Origin of the sequence: Rhizobium sp. B21/90, from assembly GCF_019355815.1 — a bacterium.
Lineage (GTDB): Bacteria > Pseudomonadota > Alphaproteobacteria > Rhizobiales > Rhizobiaceae > Rhizobium > Rhizobium rhododendri.
Map to the genome: position 1 here is coordinate 2123301 of NZ_CP072162.1, position 14274 is coordinate 2137574.

A 14274-nucleotide genomic window follows, 5' to 3' on the forward strand; every position below is an offset into this window, starting at 1 on the left:
TCTTCCTGCCTTTTTACTTGACGAGAACCGGTCCCGTGCCGCGCACGGGCTCATTTTCATTGATGATGCCGAGACGACGGGCGACCTCGGAATAGGCTTCGAGCAGTCCGCCCATATCGCGGCGAAAGCGGTCCTTGTCCATCTTCTCATGGGTTTCGACGTCCCAGAGACGGCAGGAGTCCGGCGAGATCTCGTCGGCGAGAATGATGCGCATCATGTCGCCTTCGAAAAGGCGACCGCATTCGATCTTGAAGTCGACGAGCTGGATGCCGACGCCGAGAAACAGGCCGGTCATGAAATCGTTGACGCGGATAGCCAGCGCCATGATGTCGTCGAGTTCGGCCGGGTTGGCCCAGCCGAAAGCCGTGATGTGCTCCTCGGACACCATGGGGTCGTTGAGGGCATCGGACTTGTAATAGAATTCGATGATCGAGCGCGGCAGGACGACACCTTCCTCGATTCCGAGACGCGTTGCCAGCGATCCGGCGGCAACGTTGCGCACGACGATCTCCAGCGGGATCATCTCGACTTCCTTGATCAGCTGCTCGCGCATGTTGAGGCGGCGGATGAAATGGGTCGGGATGCCGATCTTGTTCAGATGGTTGAAGATGTACTCGCAGATACGGTTGTTGAGCACACCCTTGCCGTCGATGACTTCATGCTTTTTCTTGTTGAAGGCGGTCGCGTCATCCTTGAAGAACTGGATCAGCGTGCCAGGCTCGGGTCCTTCATAAAGGATCTTTGCCTTGCCTTCGTAGATACGGCGGCGACGGTTCATCTTGTAATTCTCTGTCGTTGGCGCCCTTGGGATGGCGCGTAGGGATCAATCTCTGGGCGTCCCCATAAAGGAAAAGAAGCAAATTCACAATGCGCCTGCCTCTCCTTCCTCCGAATCCGCCCTCGGCTGTCAAAGTCGCGGGAATCGTAATGTATCACCGGGATGACAAACTTTATGACGAATAATCAGGTGGCGCGAAAGGCCGGATGACCGTCGCTGCGGGCGGCTTCTAGGCGTCCTCAGGCGGCCTGGACATTGCGGTCGGGGCGCCAGCACTCGCTGCGGATGAAGGCCGGAATTTCCGCAGCCGGCATCGGGCGCGCGAGCGCATAGCCCTGCAGACTGTCGCAGCCGAGTTCGGCAAGGATCCGGGCATGCTCCATAGTCTCGACGCCCTCTGCGGTGACGCCGATTTTCTGCGAACGACCGATCTCGATGATCGACCCGACGAGCCGCCGTTGCTCGGCCGATGCCACCAGGGGCTTGATGAGTTCGCGGTCGATCTTGAGGGTCTTGGGGCTCAAGCGGAGGAGGCCGACGATGGAGGCATGGCCTGTGCCGAAATCGTCGATTTCGATGTCTATGCCGAATCGCCTCAGACGCTTCAGGTTGGCAAGGGATGTCTCGCCATACTGGTCGAGGGAAATCGATTCGAGCAGCTCGAAGGACACTGTACCGGGTTTGATCTTCAGCGCGCGCAACGCCTTGCCGAGATTGGGGTCAGCCAGGCGGCGGGCGGAGACATTGACCGAGATTTTCGGGATGTCGATCCCGGCGTCGCGCCATGACTGCTGGTCGGCGAGGGCTTTTTCGAGGACCAGGCGGTCGAGCACGGCGACGACGTCGAGGTCCTCGGCGGTCGACATGAAGCTGTCGGGAGACAGGATGCCGTGCTCGGGATGGTCCCAACGCACCAGCGTCTCGACGCCGATGACGTCCAGCGTGGCTGCAGAGAACTGCGGCTGGTAAAACGGTATGAATTCATGGCGTTCTATGCCGAGGAGGATTTCATCCGATAGGCGCTTGGTGGTGACGATATGCTGGCGGGCATCCAGCGAAAAGAACTCGTGCCTGTTTCGGCCGCTGCCCTTGGCGCGGTAAAGCGCGATATCGGCATTCAGCAGCAGTTGCTTGGCATCGAGGTCGTCGCCGCTGTCGAAGGCAATGCCGATGCTGGCGCCGAACCGGATGTCGTGGCCTTCGTAGCGAACCGGCTTGTGCAGTTCGCGAATAACCTGTTCGGCGAGGCCGGAAATCTTCCTTGAATATGCCTTCCGGGTGCAGACGATGACGAATTCGTCGCCGCCGATCCGCGCGACGAAATCACCGGCGGCGACGCCATCGCGCAGCACGGAGGCGGCATGCTTGAGCATCATGTCACCGGCGCGGTGACCCAGCGTGTCGTTGATCTGCTTGAAGCGGTCGAGGTCGACATGGAGGACCACGAGGACCATGCCTTGCGCGCGGCACTCTTCGGCCCGTGCCGAAAGCACACGATCGAGATAGCGGCGATTGGGAAGCCCGGTCAGGTGGTCGTGGAGAGCGATGTGCTCGATTTTCTCCTTGGCCAGTTCAAGTTCGATGTTACGGGCTTCTGCGAGTTCCTTGGCGCGGTTCAGCTCGTCCCGGAGCCCGACCTCGGTCGTCACATCCCAGTTGGCGCCGATCATCCTGTTGGTGCCGCTGCCGTCCACAAATGTTGTCGAGCGCCCGCGGATGACACGGACCGTACCATCGGGCCGGACGATCCGATATTCCTGCTCGAAAGCCTCGCGGGCGGCTAGATGGTCCTGGAGATGCCTCTCGATTCTCTCCCGATCATCGGGATGGATGGTTTCGATCCATGCGTCGAGCCGCTTGAGGCTCGGCGTATGTTGCAGGCCGTAGATGACGAGCAGGCGATGGTCCCACTCGACAACCCCTGTATCCAAATTAGCCTCAAAGACACCGATGCCGGAGACATCGAGCGCCAGATCGAGCCGTCTCGACGTGTGTGTCAGCAACTCCTCGGCAGCCTTGCGGGCGGTGATGTCGATATCGGTACCGATAATTCGGGTGGGAGTGCCGTGCTCGTCCCATTCGACGCCGGCGCCGCGGCATTCGATCCAGATCCAGTGGCCGTCCTTGTGACGTTCCCGGTAGCAAAAGGTGCCGCTCACGGCCTTGCCTGAATTTTGCAGCTCGATGGACTTCAACACATAGTCGCGATCGTCCGGGTGAACGGACAGGATCCAGTTTTCAAGTGCAGCGTCGACTTCCTCCTCCGACGTGTAGCCGCGCATTTTTCGCCAGGTCTCGGAATAGCTCAACCGTCCCTTGACGAAGTCGTGATCCCAGACCCCGAGCCCCGAGCCTGTCAGTGCCGAGTTCCAGCGACTTTCCTTTTCGCCGAGGTCTTCGATGAGGCGTTTTTCACGGTCGATATCGGCCAGCTGGATGAGGATGCAATTTTCCGGTGTCGCAAGCTTCGTGAAGGACGCCGAAACCCAGATTGGACGATCCGAGTTGCCCCGCAGCCGCATCGAGACGGCTTCGACGCTGGGCTCGCTTGAAAGCCCGTTCAACTGCCTGCGAAGAAGGGGAAGGTCGTCGGGTAGAGTAAGTTCATCCACCGTCTTATGCCCGGTGGGAGTACCAAACTGCGCACAGAATGCTGCGTTGGCGTAGACCATGCAATGGTCGGCCAGCGAGACGGCAAGGGTTGCTACGGGAACGCGATGGAGAACATCGAAGACGCCCGCCGTCACGCCGTCGAAACGCGTCTCATCGTTTGAAAACCAAGTCAAAGGAGCACCCACAGACACTGCCAATACTGTGGGTGCATTTGATTAATTTGAGATAAACAACATAAGCGGAAAAGCTAATGTAACTTTGCCCTCAAACAGTCAGGGGAGTTTTTATGGTTTCAGTTTGCTGAGAAACTGCGCAAAGACCATCGTGCCCTCGGGCCAGGGACCATGGCCGGAATCGGCGTTGATGTGGCCGGCCTCGCCAGCGTCGATCAAGGTAGACCCCCAGCTCTTGGCAATCTCCTCGGCGTGCTCATAGGTGCCGAAAGGATCGTTGCGGCTGGCGATGGTCATCGATGGAAAGGGCAGGGTATCGCGCGGATAGGGGCCGAAGGTCATCAGGTGCTTCGGGCGGATTTCCGGGTTGGTAACGTCTGGTGGGGCCACGAAGAAGGCGCCTGCAATAGGCTTCTTGAAATGCGGGATGGCATGTAGCACCGAGGGCACGCCCAGTGAATGGGCGATCAGAACCACGGGCTTGGTCGAGGCATTTACCTCTTCGGCGATGCGGGCTGCCCAGTCGTCTCGCACCGGCTTCGACCACTCCGCCTGCTCGACGCGACGCGCCGTGCTGAGCTTCTGCTCCCAGCGGGTCTGCCAATGGTCGGGACCGGAGTTAGTATAGCCGGGGACGATGAGGATATCTGCTTCGGATACTTTCATGCTTCTGCCATCTGTGAGCTGAACACGCCGGTGCCGGGATGAAGGCGGAGACAGACGCTGCCGCCTTCGGATCGTCAGCCGAAAACGCGGCGGAAGATCGTGTCGACATGCTTGGTGTGGTAGCCGAGGTCGAATTTCTCGCGCAATTCCTCTTCGGAAAGTGCGGCGCGGACTTCGGGGTCGGCGAGCAGTTCTTCGAGGAAGTCCTTGCCCTGTTCCCAGACCTTCATGGCATTGCGCTGGACGAGGCGATAGGAATCCTCGCGCGAAACGCCGGCCTGGGTGAGGGCGAGCAGCACGCGCTGGCTCATGACTAGGCCCTTGAACTTGTTCATGTTGCGAAGCATGTTCTCGGGATAGATGACCAGCTTTTCGATGACGCCGGCAAGCCGGTTGAGTGCAAAGTCGAGCGTGATGCTGGTGTCCGGACCAATCGCGCGCTCGACGCTCGAATGGCTGATATCGCGCTCGTGCCAGAGGGCAACGTTTTCCATGGCGGGGACCACCGCCATGCGTACCAGCCGGGCGAGGCCCGTCAGGTTTTCAGTCAGCACCGGGTTGCGCTTGTGCGGCATCGCAGACGAGCCCTTCTGGCCGGGCGAGAAGAATTCCTCCGCCTCCAGGACTTCGGTGCGCTGCATGTGGCGGATTTCGATGGCGACGTTTTCGATCGACGAGGCGATGACGCCGAGTGTGGCGAAATACATGGCATGGCGGTCGCGCGGGATGACCTGCGTCGATACAGGCTCGGCGGCAAGGCCGAGCTTTTCGCAGACATATTCTTCGACGGAAGGATCGATGTTGGCAAAGGTGCCGACGGCACCGGAGATGGCGCCGGTGGCGATTTCGGTACGGGCGGCGACGAGACGGGCGCGGTTGCGGACCATTTCGGCGTAGAAGCGCGCGAAGGTCAGGCCCATGGTCGTCGGCTCGGCGTGGATGCCGTGGCTGCGTCCGATACGGACCGTGTCCTTATGTTCGAAGGCGCGGGTCTTCAGCGCCGTCAGCAGTCGGTCGAGATCGGCCAGCAGAAGATCGCTGGCGCGGACGAGTTGGATGTTGAAGGTGGTGTCGAGGACGTCGGAGGATGTCATGCCCTGGTGGACGAAGCGGGCATCCGGGCCGACGATTTCCGAGAGGTGCGTCAGGAAGGCGATGACGTCGTGCTTGGTGACGGCTTCGATCTCGTCGATCCGATCGACATCGAAGGTCGCCTTGCCGCCTTTTTCCCAGATCGTCTCGGCTGCCGACTTCGGGATGACCCCGAGGTTGGCCAGCGCATCGCAGGCATGGGCTTCGATCTCGAACCAGATGCGGAACTTCGTTTCGGGCGACCAGATGGCGACCATGTCCGGGCGGGAGTAGCGAGGGATCATAAGCTCTCAGCTTTCTTCAACAGCAGGAATTTCAAGGCTTGCCGCCCCTTTAGCAAAGACGGATGACAATCTCAACGCTTGGCGGGCGCTCATCGCAGGCGTCGCGCCAGATAGTAGCTTGCCGTCGGCAGCCAGATGAGCCCGAGCGGCAGAAACAGCCGGCTGCCGAGCACACCGAACTGATAGACCGCACTGGCACCGGTGAAGACGAACTGGAACATCCAGATGAGCGATCCGGCCGGTGCATGCCAGCGCGAATAGAAGATGCGGTAGTCGAGCGCGAAGAGAAAAGCCGTCATCGACATGGTTGCGAGCGCCAGGCAAAGCAGGCAGGCCGCAAAGCGTGTCTCTACCGGTTTGCCGCCCGATAACCAGCCAGCCGCCGTTACGGCAAGAGGCCAGGCGAGGGCGCCGCCGAGGAAATAGACGATCAGCAGGCTGTCGAGCCGGTCCGTCTGCAGGCCGTTGTGCCTGTAGAGCGCCATTGCCGCGGAAAGCGTCATCAGGGCGCCCCAGGCAACAGCGCCTGTCAGATACAGCGGTACGGTCGTTGTCCGCGCCGCCTTGTCGATCAGCGACGGCTCACGCCGCGCCAACGCGGCCCTGCTCGGCAGCGGCACGCAGATCGCCGACCGTCTTGCGATAGGCCTCAGCCGAGCCGCCCTTGAAGATTGCCGACCCTGCGACCAGCACATTGGCACCGGCTGCTGTGATCATCGATGCGGTTTCCACGGTCACGCCGCCATCGACCTCGAGCTCGATCGGTCGGTCGCCGATCATCTGCCGGGCCTTGAGGATCTTGTCGGCCATTGCGGGGATGAACTTCTGGCCGCCAAAGCCTGGGTTGACCGACATGATGAGGATCAGATCGACATCGTCGAGCACGTTTTCCAGCACAGACAGCGGCGTCGCCGGATTGAGGGTGACGCCGGCCTTCTTGCCGAGATTGCGGATGGTCTGCAGCGAGCGATGCAGATGCGGGCCAGCCTCGGCATGCACGGTGATGCGGTCGCAACCGGCCTTGGCAAAGGCTTCCAGGTAGAAATCGACAGGCGCGATCATCAGGTGGCAGTCGAAAGTGGCATCGGTAAAACTGCGCAGGGACTTGATGACATCGGCGCCGAACGAGATGTTGGGAACGAAGTGTCCGTCCATGATGTCGAGGTGGATCCAGTCAGCGCCGGCCGCGGTCACGTCACGGACTTCCTGGCCCAGCTTGGAGAAGTCGGCGGCGAGAATGGAGGGGGCAATTCGGATCGGCAACGGCATGGTCGGGGAAACTCCAAAGTCATCTGACGCTTGATTATCACCGGATGGGAGGAACGGCAACGACGCGTCGCCAGCACTCCACCGCGGCAGGGGCTTGCCGGCTAGTTGCCGGGGGCGACCGGCGGCTGGAAGCGATGGTCGCGCCATTCCAGCAGGCGATAGGGGTTCTCGGTCAACTCGTGATCGTTGCCGAAGGCGACGGGGCCGACCGGTGTCTGCCATGTCGTTCCCACGAGCTTCGCGGCGACGGGGGTCTTTTCCGCCAGCGCTGCGGTGACGGCCTGGTCGGCGATCAGGGCAGCCGCCGCTGTCGGCAGGACGTAGCCTTCCGGCTCGACACCGGCGTCGCGCAAGGCTTTGGCAGCCTGTGCTGCCGGGGGAAGGCTGGCATAGTCCGGTATGGTCACGGCAAGCACGCCGTCGGCAAGCGGAATGGGCTGGTCGGCAGCCCGCATCGCATCGCCGCCCATAATCTGCAGGGCATCCTTGTCCGCTGCCGCATCGCGGGCGATGATTGCGACGTCACTGCGGTCTCCGCCGACAAGCAGGGCTGTGGCGCCAGCCTTTTTCAGGCGCCTGACGAGACTGATCTGCTGATCCTGACCCGGGCGAAGCGTGTCGTTGAAGACCGGTTTCAGGCCGTTTTCGTCAAGACCGGTGCGCACGGCATCGACGAGCTCCCGACCATGGATGGTGCCGTCATCGACCAGCGCCAGCGGCTGCGAGGCCCAGTTCTGCAGGATGACGCCGATTATCCGCTTTGCCTCAGCGCTGTCTGCCGGAGCGAGACGGAACAATGGCCAGCCGTTCTTCAGCGCATCTTCCATCAGGATATGCGAGCGTACGGACACGGTGATGGCCGGGATGCCGGCATCCTTCAAGCGCGGCAGGGCACCTTCCAGCGAATCGCTGCAGAGGAAGCCGATGGCGATTTGCACCTTGGCCTTGATCAGGGCGTCAGCGATGACCTGGCCGCTGTTCTCGGTGCAGGGTTCGTCAATGGTCGTCAGGGCGTCGTTGGCGGCCTGTGCCTGGAATTTTGCGCCGGCAATCATCTGGGCGCCGAGAGATGCGAAGGTGCCGTTCTGGGGCGCGACCAAGCCGATGGAAACGCCGGCCGCATGGCTGCTTTCCGCCGCAGACAGCAGCGCCAGGGCGAGCAGGGATCGACGCAGCCTGTTCATGAAAGGAAAATCCCGATTGTTTCTCCTGTTCTTTTATCGGACCACTCCCTGCCGTCAAAGAAAATCCGGTACAAGACGTGCTTTCGCCTGAGCATGGTGGAAAAGCTGGCGCGTGGGCTCCATATTGGCGATGCCAGCAGCAGAATGGGAGAGATCGCTTGGAACAGTCGTTGGATCCGGCCCATTTCAGAGATGCTATGAGCCGCTACGCCGGCCACGTGCAGCTGGTTGCGACCGTGCATGAGGGTGTCCGTCGCGGCGTGACGATCACGGCGGCATGCTCGGTCTCCGACAATCCGGCGACGGTGCTCGTCTGCCTCAACAGCGGCAATGCCAAGAACGACATCTTTCTCGCAAGCGGCATCTTTTCGCTGAACGCACTCGGCGCCCATCATCAGATGCTGGCCGATGCCTTCTCCGGCAAGACGCAGATGTCCACCGACGAGCGCTTTGCCACGGGCGATTTCGACACGCTGGCGACTGGTGCGCCCGTTCTGGTCGATGCCCTCGCTGCCTTCGATTGCAAGGTTGTCGATGTGACGCGCGGCACGACTCACAACGTCATCTTCGGGGAAGTGGTGGCTGTCCGTTTCAGTGAGCGACGCCCGGCTCTGCTTTACATGCACCGCGACTACCACGCCGTTGGCCGATAGATCTTCGTCCGGTGGGCGCGCGGGTTGACTCACGCCGGCCTGACTTTAACTTCGGCAATCGGCGCTTGATTGCCACGCATTCCACATCTTTGGTGGCGTCCGGGAGGACAGATGTCGATGCTTGCAGGAACTGACGTCCTCGATACAGCCGAAAGGTGGGCTGCTTCCGGCACGGCAGTGGCACTGGCGACGGTGACCGAGACATGGAGTTCGGCGCCGCTGCCGGTGGGAACACAGATGGTGATCTCCTCGGACGGTGCCACAGAGGGTACGCTCACGAACGGTTGCATCGAGAGCGACGTGGTTGCTGCAGCGCTCGAGGTCATCGCGGCCGGCGCCGGGAGGCTCATGGATTTCCGGGTGACGGACAAGATGGCCCGCGCTGCCGGCCTCTCCTGCGGTGGCAGGATCGAGGTCTACATCGAGAAGGTAGGCTGATGCGAATGGAAACGCTTAGCCAGCTATGTTCTTTGCGTCGTGACCGGCATGCCGCTGTTGTCGTCACCGATCTCGTGGACGGAACGAAGCGGCTTGTGGTCGAAGGCGAAGGGATCGAGGGCGCTCTTGGCGATGCGGTCACATCTGCATTCCGGAGCGGCAGATCGTCGAAGATTGCACTCGACGGAAGCCAGCTTTTCCTCAACGTCCATGTGCCAGAACCTAGGATCGTCGTCATCGGCGCGGTGCGGATAAGTCGGGCACTGGCGTCGATGGCGAGTGTGGCGGGATTCGATCTCACGATCATCGATCCCCGGATCGGCTTTTCGTCTGCCGATGGCTTCGAGTCGGCGCAGCTTATCGTCGGCTGGCCAAGGGAAAAGCTGGTGGTGGATCGCCACACCGCTGTGGTGGCGGTGGCGCATGAGCCTGATATCGACGACTACGCTATCGGCGCTGGGCTGCAAGCCGGGTGCTTCTATGTCGGTGCGCTGGGCAGTCGACGGAGCCATGCCGCGCGCCTGCTGCGTTTACAGGCCGAGGGGTTTGGCGATGAGGACCTTTCAAGGATACATGCTCCAATCGGGCTCGACATAGGGGCCGTGACCCCCGCCGAAATTGCCGTCGCTATCCTGGCCGAGATTATCCAGTCATGGCGTCGCCGGTCCCTGTCCTTGCCCGGGGATGCAGCCTGATGCCGGAGAAGATCGCGCGCTCTCCCGTTGCAATCGTGTTGCTGGCAGCCGGTAAAGCCAGCCGCATGGGTGGTCCGCACAAGCTGCTGGCAACATTCGATGGCATCTCGCTGGTGAGGATCATGGCAGAACGGGCTTGCGCAACCGGCGCGCCGGTCTTCGTTGTCACCGGGCACAGACATCCCGAAATAACGGCCTTACTGGCAGGGCTCCCAATCGAAAACGTCCACAATCCAGATTTCGAAAGCGGCATGGCCAGTTCTATCGTTGCCGGTTTCGGTGCCGCGTCGGCGTCGGGGAGCGTTGGCGTGCTGGTTATGCTGGCCGACATGCCCGCCGTCGAAACCTCCGATCTCATGGCGCTGATCGGCGCGTTCGAAGGGGCCGGGGGGCAAGCTGTCGTTCGCGCGGTCTCGGACGGAAAGCGTGGCAACCCGGTGATCCTGCCGGCCTCGCTGAGGCCGGCGATAATGGGGTTGGGGGGAGATGTCGGTGCACGCGGTATCATAGACGGATGCGGCCTGCCGGTTGTCGATGTCGAGATCGGCCATGCTGCGCATCTCGATGTCGATACGCCGGATGCCGTCCTTGCAGCCGGCGGCATCCTCAAGGAGTAAGATCTTGGATAATCTGGATATAGAGGAAATGTTTGCGGCACTTGGGCCGGTGACCATCAAGCGGATGTTCGGCGGCAAGGGCGTCTATCATCAGGGCCGGATCATCGCCCTGGATTTTCGCGACGAGATGCTGCTGAAGGCCGACGATGTCAGTTCGCCCGCTTTCGAATCTGCCGGCGCCAGGCGCTGGTCGTACGAGGGGAAGAAGGGCAAGCCGGTGTTCATGCCGTACTGGTCGATCCCGGAGGATGCGTTCGACGATCCCGATGTCATGGCAAAATGGGTGCGGCTTGCATACGAGGCGGCGCTGCGGACGGAGAAGTAACCGCTGAAGTCAGGGAAAGAGGTCAGTGTCGAGGTGGTCGATGGCAGCCCTGGTAAAGACAGAAAGCGGGCTTGGCAGCGCGTTGCGGCTGAACCATCCGAATTCGAATAATTTGTCCGGCTCCATCAGCGATGGCTCGCCGACAAAATCCGTGCAGACATAAATCAGCGACACCCAGTGCTGGCGGTCGGCCTCGATGATCTGTTCCGTCGTGCAGAGCAGGTCGATCTGTCCAATCTGGAGACCGGACTCTTCCCCTGCCTCGCGTCTGGCAGCAGAGGCGGAGGCTTCCATCAGGTCGACCTTGCCGCCGACGATGTTCCAAAATCCGGCTTCGGGCGCCTTTATCCGCTTATAGAGCAGAAGCTTGCCGTCACGAAGGATGGCAAGCCCGGTGCCCAGTCCCGGAAAATCGGTGCCCGGTGCAGTCATCAGACCTTAGCGGCAGTGACGATCAGCATGAAAGCAGGGATGTCGTCTCCGAAACCCAGCGGTGTCGGGCCGTCGTCCTGGTCGCGATGATAGCGGGCACGACGTTCGCGATTGTCATCGTTTGCCGGGTAAGGGCGGCCGGGATTGTTGCGAGAATTATTGTTCTGCGGCTTGTTAGTCTCGATCTTGCGCTCGTTCTTCACAACTTCGGCCTTTGGTACGGGTGCAACTTCGACGGGTTGAACGACAGTATCAACCACATCGATATCAGCTTTGTGAACGGGATGGCTCGGTGCAGAACGACCTCTGCCGCGACCGCGTTCCTTGTCTTTGTCGCGGCTGCTGCCACGGCGCGGACGTTCGGTTTCCTGGCTTTCATCTGCCGGCGGGAGAGCGTTCAGGTCGCCGTTAAGCCATTCGATCTTCTGATCGATCAGCTTCTCGATGGCATCGATATACTTCGTATCACGCTTGGTCACCAGCGTGAATGCTGCGCCCGAGCGGCCGGCACGTCCCGTGCGGCCGATGCGGTGGACATAGTCTTCCGAATGGATCGGAACGTCGAAATTGAAGACGTGGCCGACATCGGGCAGGTCGAGGCCGCGTGCGGCAACGTCGGATGCGACCAGCAGCTGGATCTGGCCATCACGGAAATTCTGCAGCATCGTCGTGCGCGAGCGCTGGTCCATATCGCCGTGCAGCGCGCCGACTGAAAATCCGTGGCGCTCGAGCGAGCGGAAGAGATCGGCGACGTCTACCTTGCGATTGCAGAAGATGATCGCGTTCTTGAGATCCGTCTGGGCGTTGATGAGGTCGCGGAGCGTCGCGCGCTTTTCGTAGTCCTTGCCGTGCGAGGCAACGAAACGCTGCGTCACTGTCTTTGCAGTCGAGGACGGCAGCGACACTTCGATGCGTTCCGGGTTCTGCAGGAAGCGGTCGGCCAGCTTCTGGATTTCCGGGGGCATGGTGGCCGAGAAGAACAGCGTCTGGCGGGTGAACGGGATCATCTTGACGATGCGCTCGATGTCCGGGATGAAGCCCATGTCGAGCATGCGGTCGGCTTCGTCGATAACCAGGATCTCGACGGCTGACATCAGCAGCTTGCCGCGTTCGCAATGGTCGAGCAGGCGGCCGGGCGTGCAGATCAGCACGTCGGCGCCGCGCTCGAGCTTCTTGTTCTGCTCTTCGAACGACACGCCGCCGATCAGCAGCGCAACGTTCAGCTTGTGGTTCTTGCCGTATTTTTCAAAGTTCTCAGCCACCTGGGCTGCCAGTTCGCGCGTCGGTTCGAGGATCAGCGTGCGCGGCATGCGCGCCCGGGCCCGACCCTTTTCGAGCATGGTCAGCATCGGCAGCACGAACGAGGCGGTCTTGCCGGTTCCGGTCTGCGCAATGCCGCAGATATCGCGGCGCTGCAGCGCAAACGGGATGGCGCCGGCCTGGATCGGAGTAGGGATGGTGTAGCCCGCGTCTGTGACAGCGGATAGGACTTTTTGGCTCAGGCCAAGGTCAGCAAATGTGGTCAAAGGGAAAACTGTTTCCGTTTCGGTTTGGTCGACCGCACGATGAGTCGACAGGCTGTATGCCGCAATGCAGCGCCACATAGTATCAAAACGCCCTGAAGTCAAGGAAATGAGGCAACGGGAGAGTGTTCCCGGCGCGCTGGGTTAAAAAATTCCGTCGCGCGGCGGCCTGTTGCATTGCTGTCATGATCATAGGGACAAAAGTGCCCCCCGCAAAGCGGTAAATTGCAAGGCTAGCTAATTGATATAGCTGGCGAGCTTGATGCCTGCATTGACGAAGTACATCGGGTCGACGGGACGCCCGTCCTCGCGGACTTCGTAGTGGAGATGGGTGCCGGTCGACCGTCCCGTGCTTCCGGCAAGGCCGAGTTGCTCGCCGGCCTTGACCGTATCGCCGGCCTGGACGGTAATTGCTGCCATATGACCGTAGCGTGTCGAAATGCCATCGCCATGGTCTATTTCCACCATGTTGCCATAGCCGCCGGCCCAGCCTGCCGAAACGACCTTGCCCGGCGCCGTCGCCTTGATGGCCTCGCCGGGATCGAAATGGAAATCCACACCGGGATGCAGCGCCAGCTTGCCGAAGAAGGGATCCTTGCGGTTGCCGAACGGGCTGGTGATCAGCTTGCCCTGTGCGGGGTTGCGGAAGGGCAGCTGTTCGACCGTTCCGCGCGCCGCTTCGAGCCGCGTCAGCGCCGTATCGAGATTTGCCAGCGACTGGTCGAACGGGTCGACGTTTTCCGGCGGCAGGAAGGGCCCTCCGACACCGCCATCTTCATCGATCGCGGCGGGGGACGCCGGAACTGTGACGCCCACCGTCTTGATGATCGACTGGATGTTGTCAGCCGTATCGTCGGCGCCATCGGTCAGCCGCTTGATGCGCTTCAGCTGGTCCTGCTCGATCTTCTTCAGCGAAAGGGTGACCTTGGAGAACACCCGGTCGGCGTGGTCCGCGACGGTTTCCTTGGCGGGCAGGTAGGCGAGCGTCGAGTTGTCAGGGGTGACTTCCGCCGGGCTACCCGCTTTCGCGAGTTCGAGGGCCTTTTGTCGGGCGTTCAATTCGGCATGATCTGCACCGGAGGCTGGCGGCTGCTTGTCGATAACGCCCGAACTCTCCGCGCGGTCGAGCAAGGCATCGAGCTTGCCGTGACGCGACGAGAGCGACATCTGCTGCTGCATCAGCTTGTCGACCTTCTGCTCGACTACCTGCTGGTCGAGCAACTGGCGTGAGGTGACGCGGTCGACCTGCGCCCTCAGGGCGGCAATTCGGTCTTCGTAATCGTATTGCATGCGCGCCTGGCGGGCCATCGTGGCGCCGATCAGATCATCGCGCAGGACGAGGTAGGAGGTTGCCAGCAGATAGCCGATGACGAGGATTGCAGCACATCCGATGGCGGATGCCGTCATCCATGGACGCAGCGTCATGTGCCGGACCTTGTCGCCGCTGGCGAGGATGATGACATGCTGCTGCCTGGCGCCGCCAAAAATCCTGTTCTGCTGCCCGTTTCCCACGGCGATTCTCCCACCGCAGC

The 14274-nt window shown here is 61.3% G+C and carries 15 protein-coding genes; 5 read left to right on the forward strand and 10 right to left on the reverse strand.

Translation table 11 applies throughout. The features are described 5' to 3' along the window. Positions 1-13 precede the first annotated feature (13 nt). From purC to J5278_RS10085, 7 genes are all read right to left on the reverse strand, one after another. The gene (gene purC, locus J5278_RS10055; RefSeq protein WP_111221888.1) at positions 14-778 is read right to left on the reverse strand and encodes a phosphoribosylaminoimidazolesuccinocarboxamide synthase; all 765 of its coding nucleotides are present in this window, start codon (positions 776-778) and stop codon (positions 14-16) included. A 239-nt stretch (positions 779-1017) separates the two neighbouring features. Then, positions 1018-3564 carry a bifunctional diguanylate cyclase/phosphodiesterase gene (locus tag J5278_RS10060; RefSeq protein ID WP_247749094.1) on the reverse strand — a complete coding sequence of 849 codons (2547 nt, stop codon included), beginning with the start codon at positions 3562-3564 and terminating at the stop codon, positions 1018-1020. Between the two features lie 111 nt (positions 3565-3675). Next, positions 3676-4230: an alpha/beta hydrolase gene (locus J5278_RS10065; RefSeq protein WP_142829152.1), complete on the reverse strand. Its 555-nt coding sequence runs from the start codon at positions 4228-4230 to the stop codon at positions 3676-3678. Positions 4231-4304: 74 nt separating this feature from the next. Beyond that, positions 4305-5606, reverse strand: coding sequence for an adenylosuccinate lyase (gene purB / locus J5278_RS10070; RefSeq protein WP_209187471.1), 1302 nt, complete (start codon positions 5604-5606; stop codon positions 4305-4307). An 89-nt stretch (positions 5607-5695) separates the two neighbouring features. Then, the gene (locus J5278_RS10075; protein ID WP_374108269.1) at positions 5696-6202 is read right to left on the reverse strand and encodes a hypothetical protein; all 507 of its coding nucleotides are present in this window, start codon (positions 6200-6202) and stop codon (positions 5696-5698) included. Continuing rightward, positions 6189-6875, reverse strand: coding sequence for a ribulose-phosphate 3-epimerase (gene rpe / locus J5278_RS10080; protein WP_111221891.1), 687 nt, complete (start codon positions 6873-6875; stop codon positions 6189-6191). Before rpe ends, J5278_RS10075 begins: the two co-directional genes overlap by 14 nt. Before the next feature lie 101 nt (positions 6876-6976). Then, positions 6977-8059, reverse strand: a complete 1083-nt coding sequence (locus tag J5278_RS10085) for an ABC transporter substrate-binding protein (RefSeq protein ID WP_209183831.1) — start codon at positions 8057-8059, stop codon at positions 6977-6979. Between the two features lie 197 nt (positions 8060-8256). Here J5278_RS10085 and J5278_RS10090 point away from each other — a divergent pair, with 197 nt between their 5' ends. The 5 genes from J5278_RS10090 to J5278_RS10110 all read left to right on the forward strand — a co-directional run bounded on the left by J5278_RS10090 (position 8257) and on the right by J5278_RS10110 (position 10787). Further along, positions 8257-8712, forward strand: coding sequence for a flavin reductase (locus J5278_RS10090; protein WP_209184114.1), 456 nt, complete (start codon positions 8257-8259; stop codon positions 8710-8712). A gap of 117 nt (positions 8713-8829) precedes the next feature. Beyond that, positions 8830-9150 (forward strand): XdhC family protein, encoded by a 321-nt coding sequence (locus J5278_RS10095; RefSeq protein WP_374108270.1) that lies wholly within the window; start codon positions 8830-8832, stop codon positions 9148-9150. Further along, on the forward strand, positions 9150-9845 hold the full coding sequence (locus J5278_RS10100; protein WP_209183829.1) for an XdhC family protein: 696 nt from the start codon (positions 9150-9152) through the stop codon (positions 9843-9845). The genes J5278_RS10095 and J5278_RS10100 overlap by 1 nt, the downstream gene beginning before the upstream one ends. Further along, a complete protein-coding gene (locus J5278_RS10105) occupies positions 9845-10462 on the forward strand; it encodes an NTP transferase domain-containing protein (protein ID WP_247749093.1) in 618 nt (205 codons plus the stop codon). Before J5278_RS10100 ends, J5278_RS10105 begins: the two co-directional genes overlap by 1 nt. Before the next feature lie 4 nt (positions 10463-10466). Then, the gene (locus J5278_RS10110; protein ID WP_111221896.1) at positions 10467-10787 is read left to right on the forward strand and encodes a TfoX/Sxy family protein; all 321 of its coding nucleotides are present in this window, start codon (positions 10467-10469) and stop codon (positions 10785-10787) included. Between the two features lie 9 nt (positions 10788-10796). Here the strand turns inward: J5278_RS10110 and J5278_RS10115 are convergent, their stop codons facing one another. The 3 genes from J5278_RS10115 to J5278_RS10125 all read right to left on the reverse strand — a co-directional run bounded on the left by J5278_RS10115 (position 10797) and on the right by J5278_RS10125 (position 14254). Then, a complete protein-coding gene (locus tag J5278_RS10115) occupies positions 10797-11219 on the reverse strand; it encodes an NUDIX domain-containing protein (RefSeq protein ID WP_209183827.1) in 423 nt (140 codons plus the stop codon). Next, on the reverse strand, positions 11219-12745 hold the full coding sequence (locus tag J5278_RS10120; RefSeq protein ID WP_142822806.1) for a DEAD/DEAH box helicase: 1527 nt from the start codon (positions 12743-12745) through the stop codon (positions 11219-11221). Before J5278_RS10120 ends, J5278_RS10115 begins: the two co-directional genes overlap by 1 nt. Positions 12746-12979: 234 nt before the next feature. Beyond that, a complete protein-coding gene (locus tag J5278_RS10125; protein ID WP_209183826.1) occupies positions 12980-14254 on the reverse strand; it encodes a M23 family metallopeptidase in 1275 nt (424 codons plus the stop codon). Between the last annotated feature and the right edge of the window lie 20 nt (positions 14255-14274).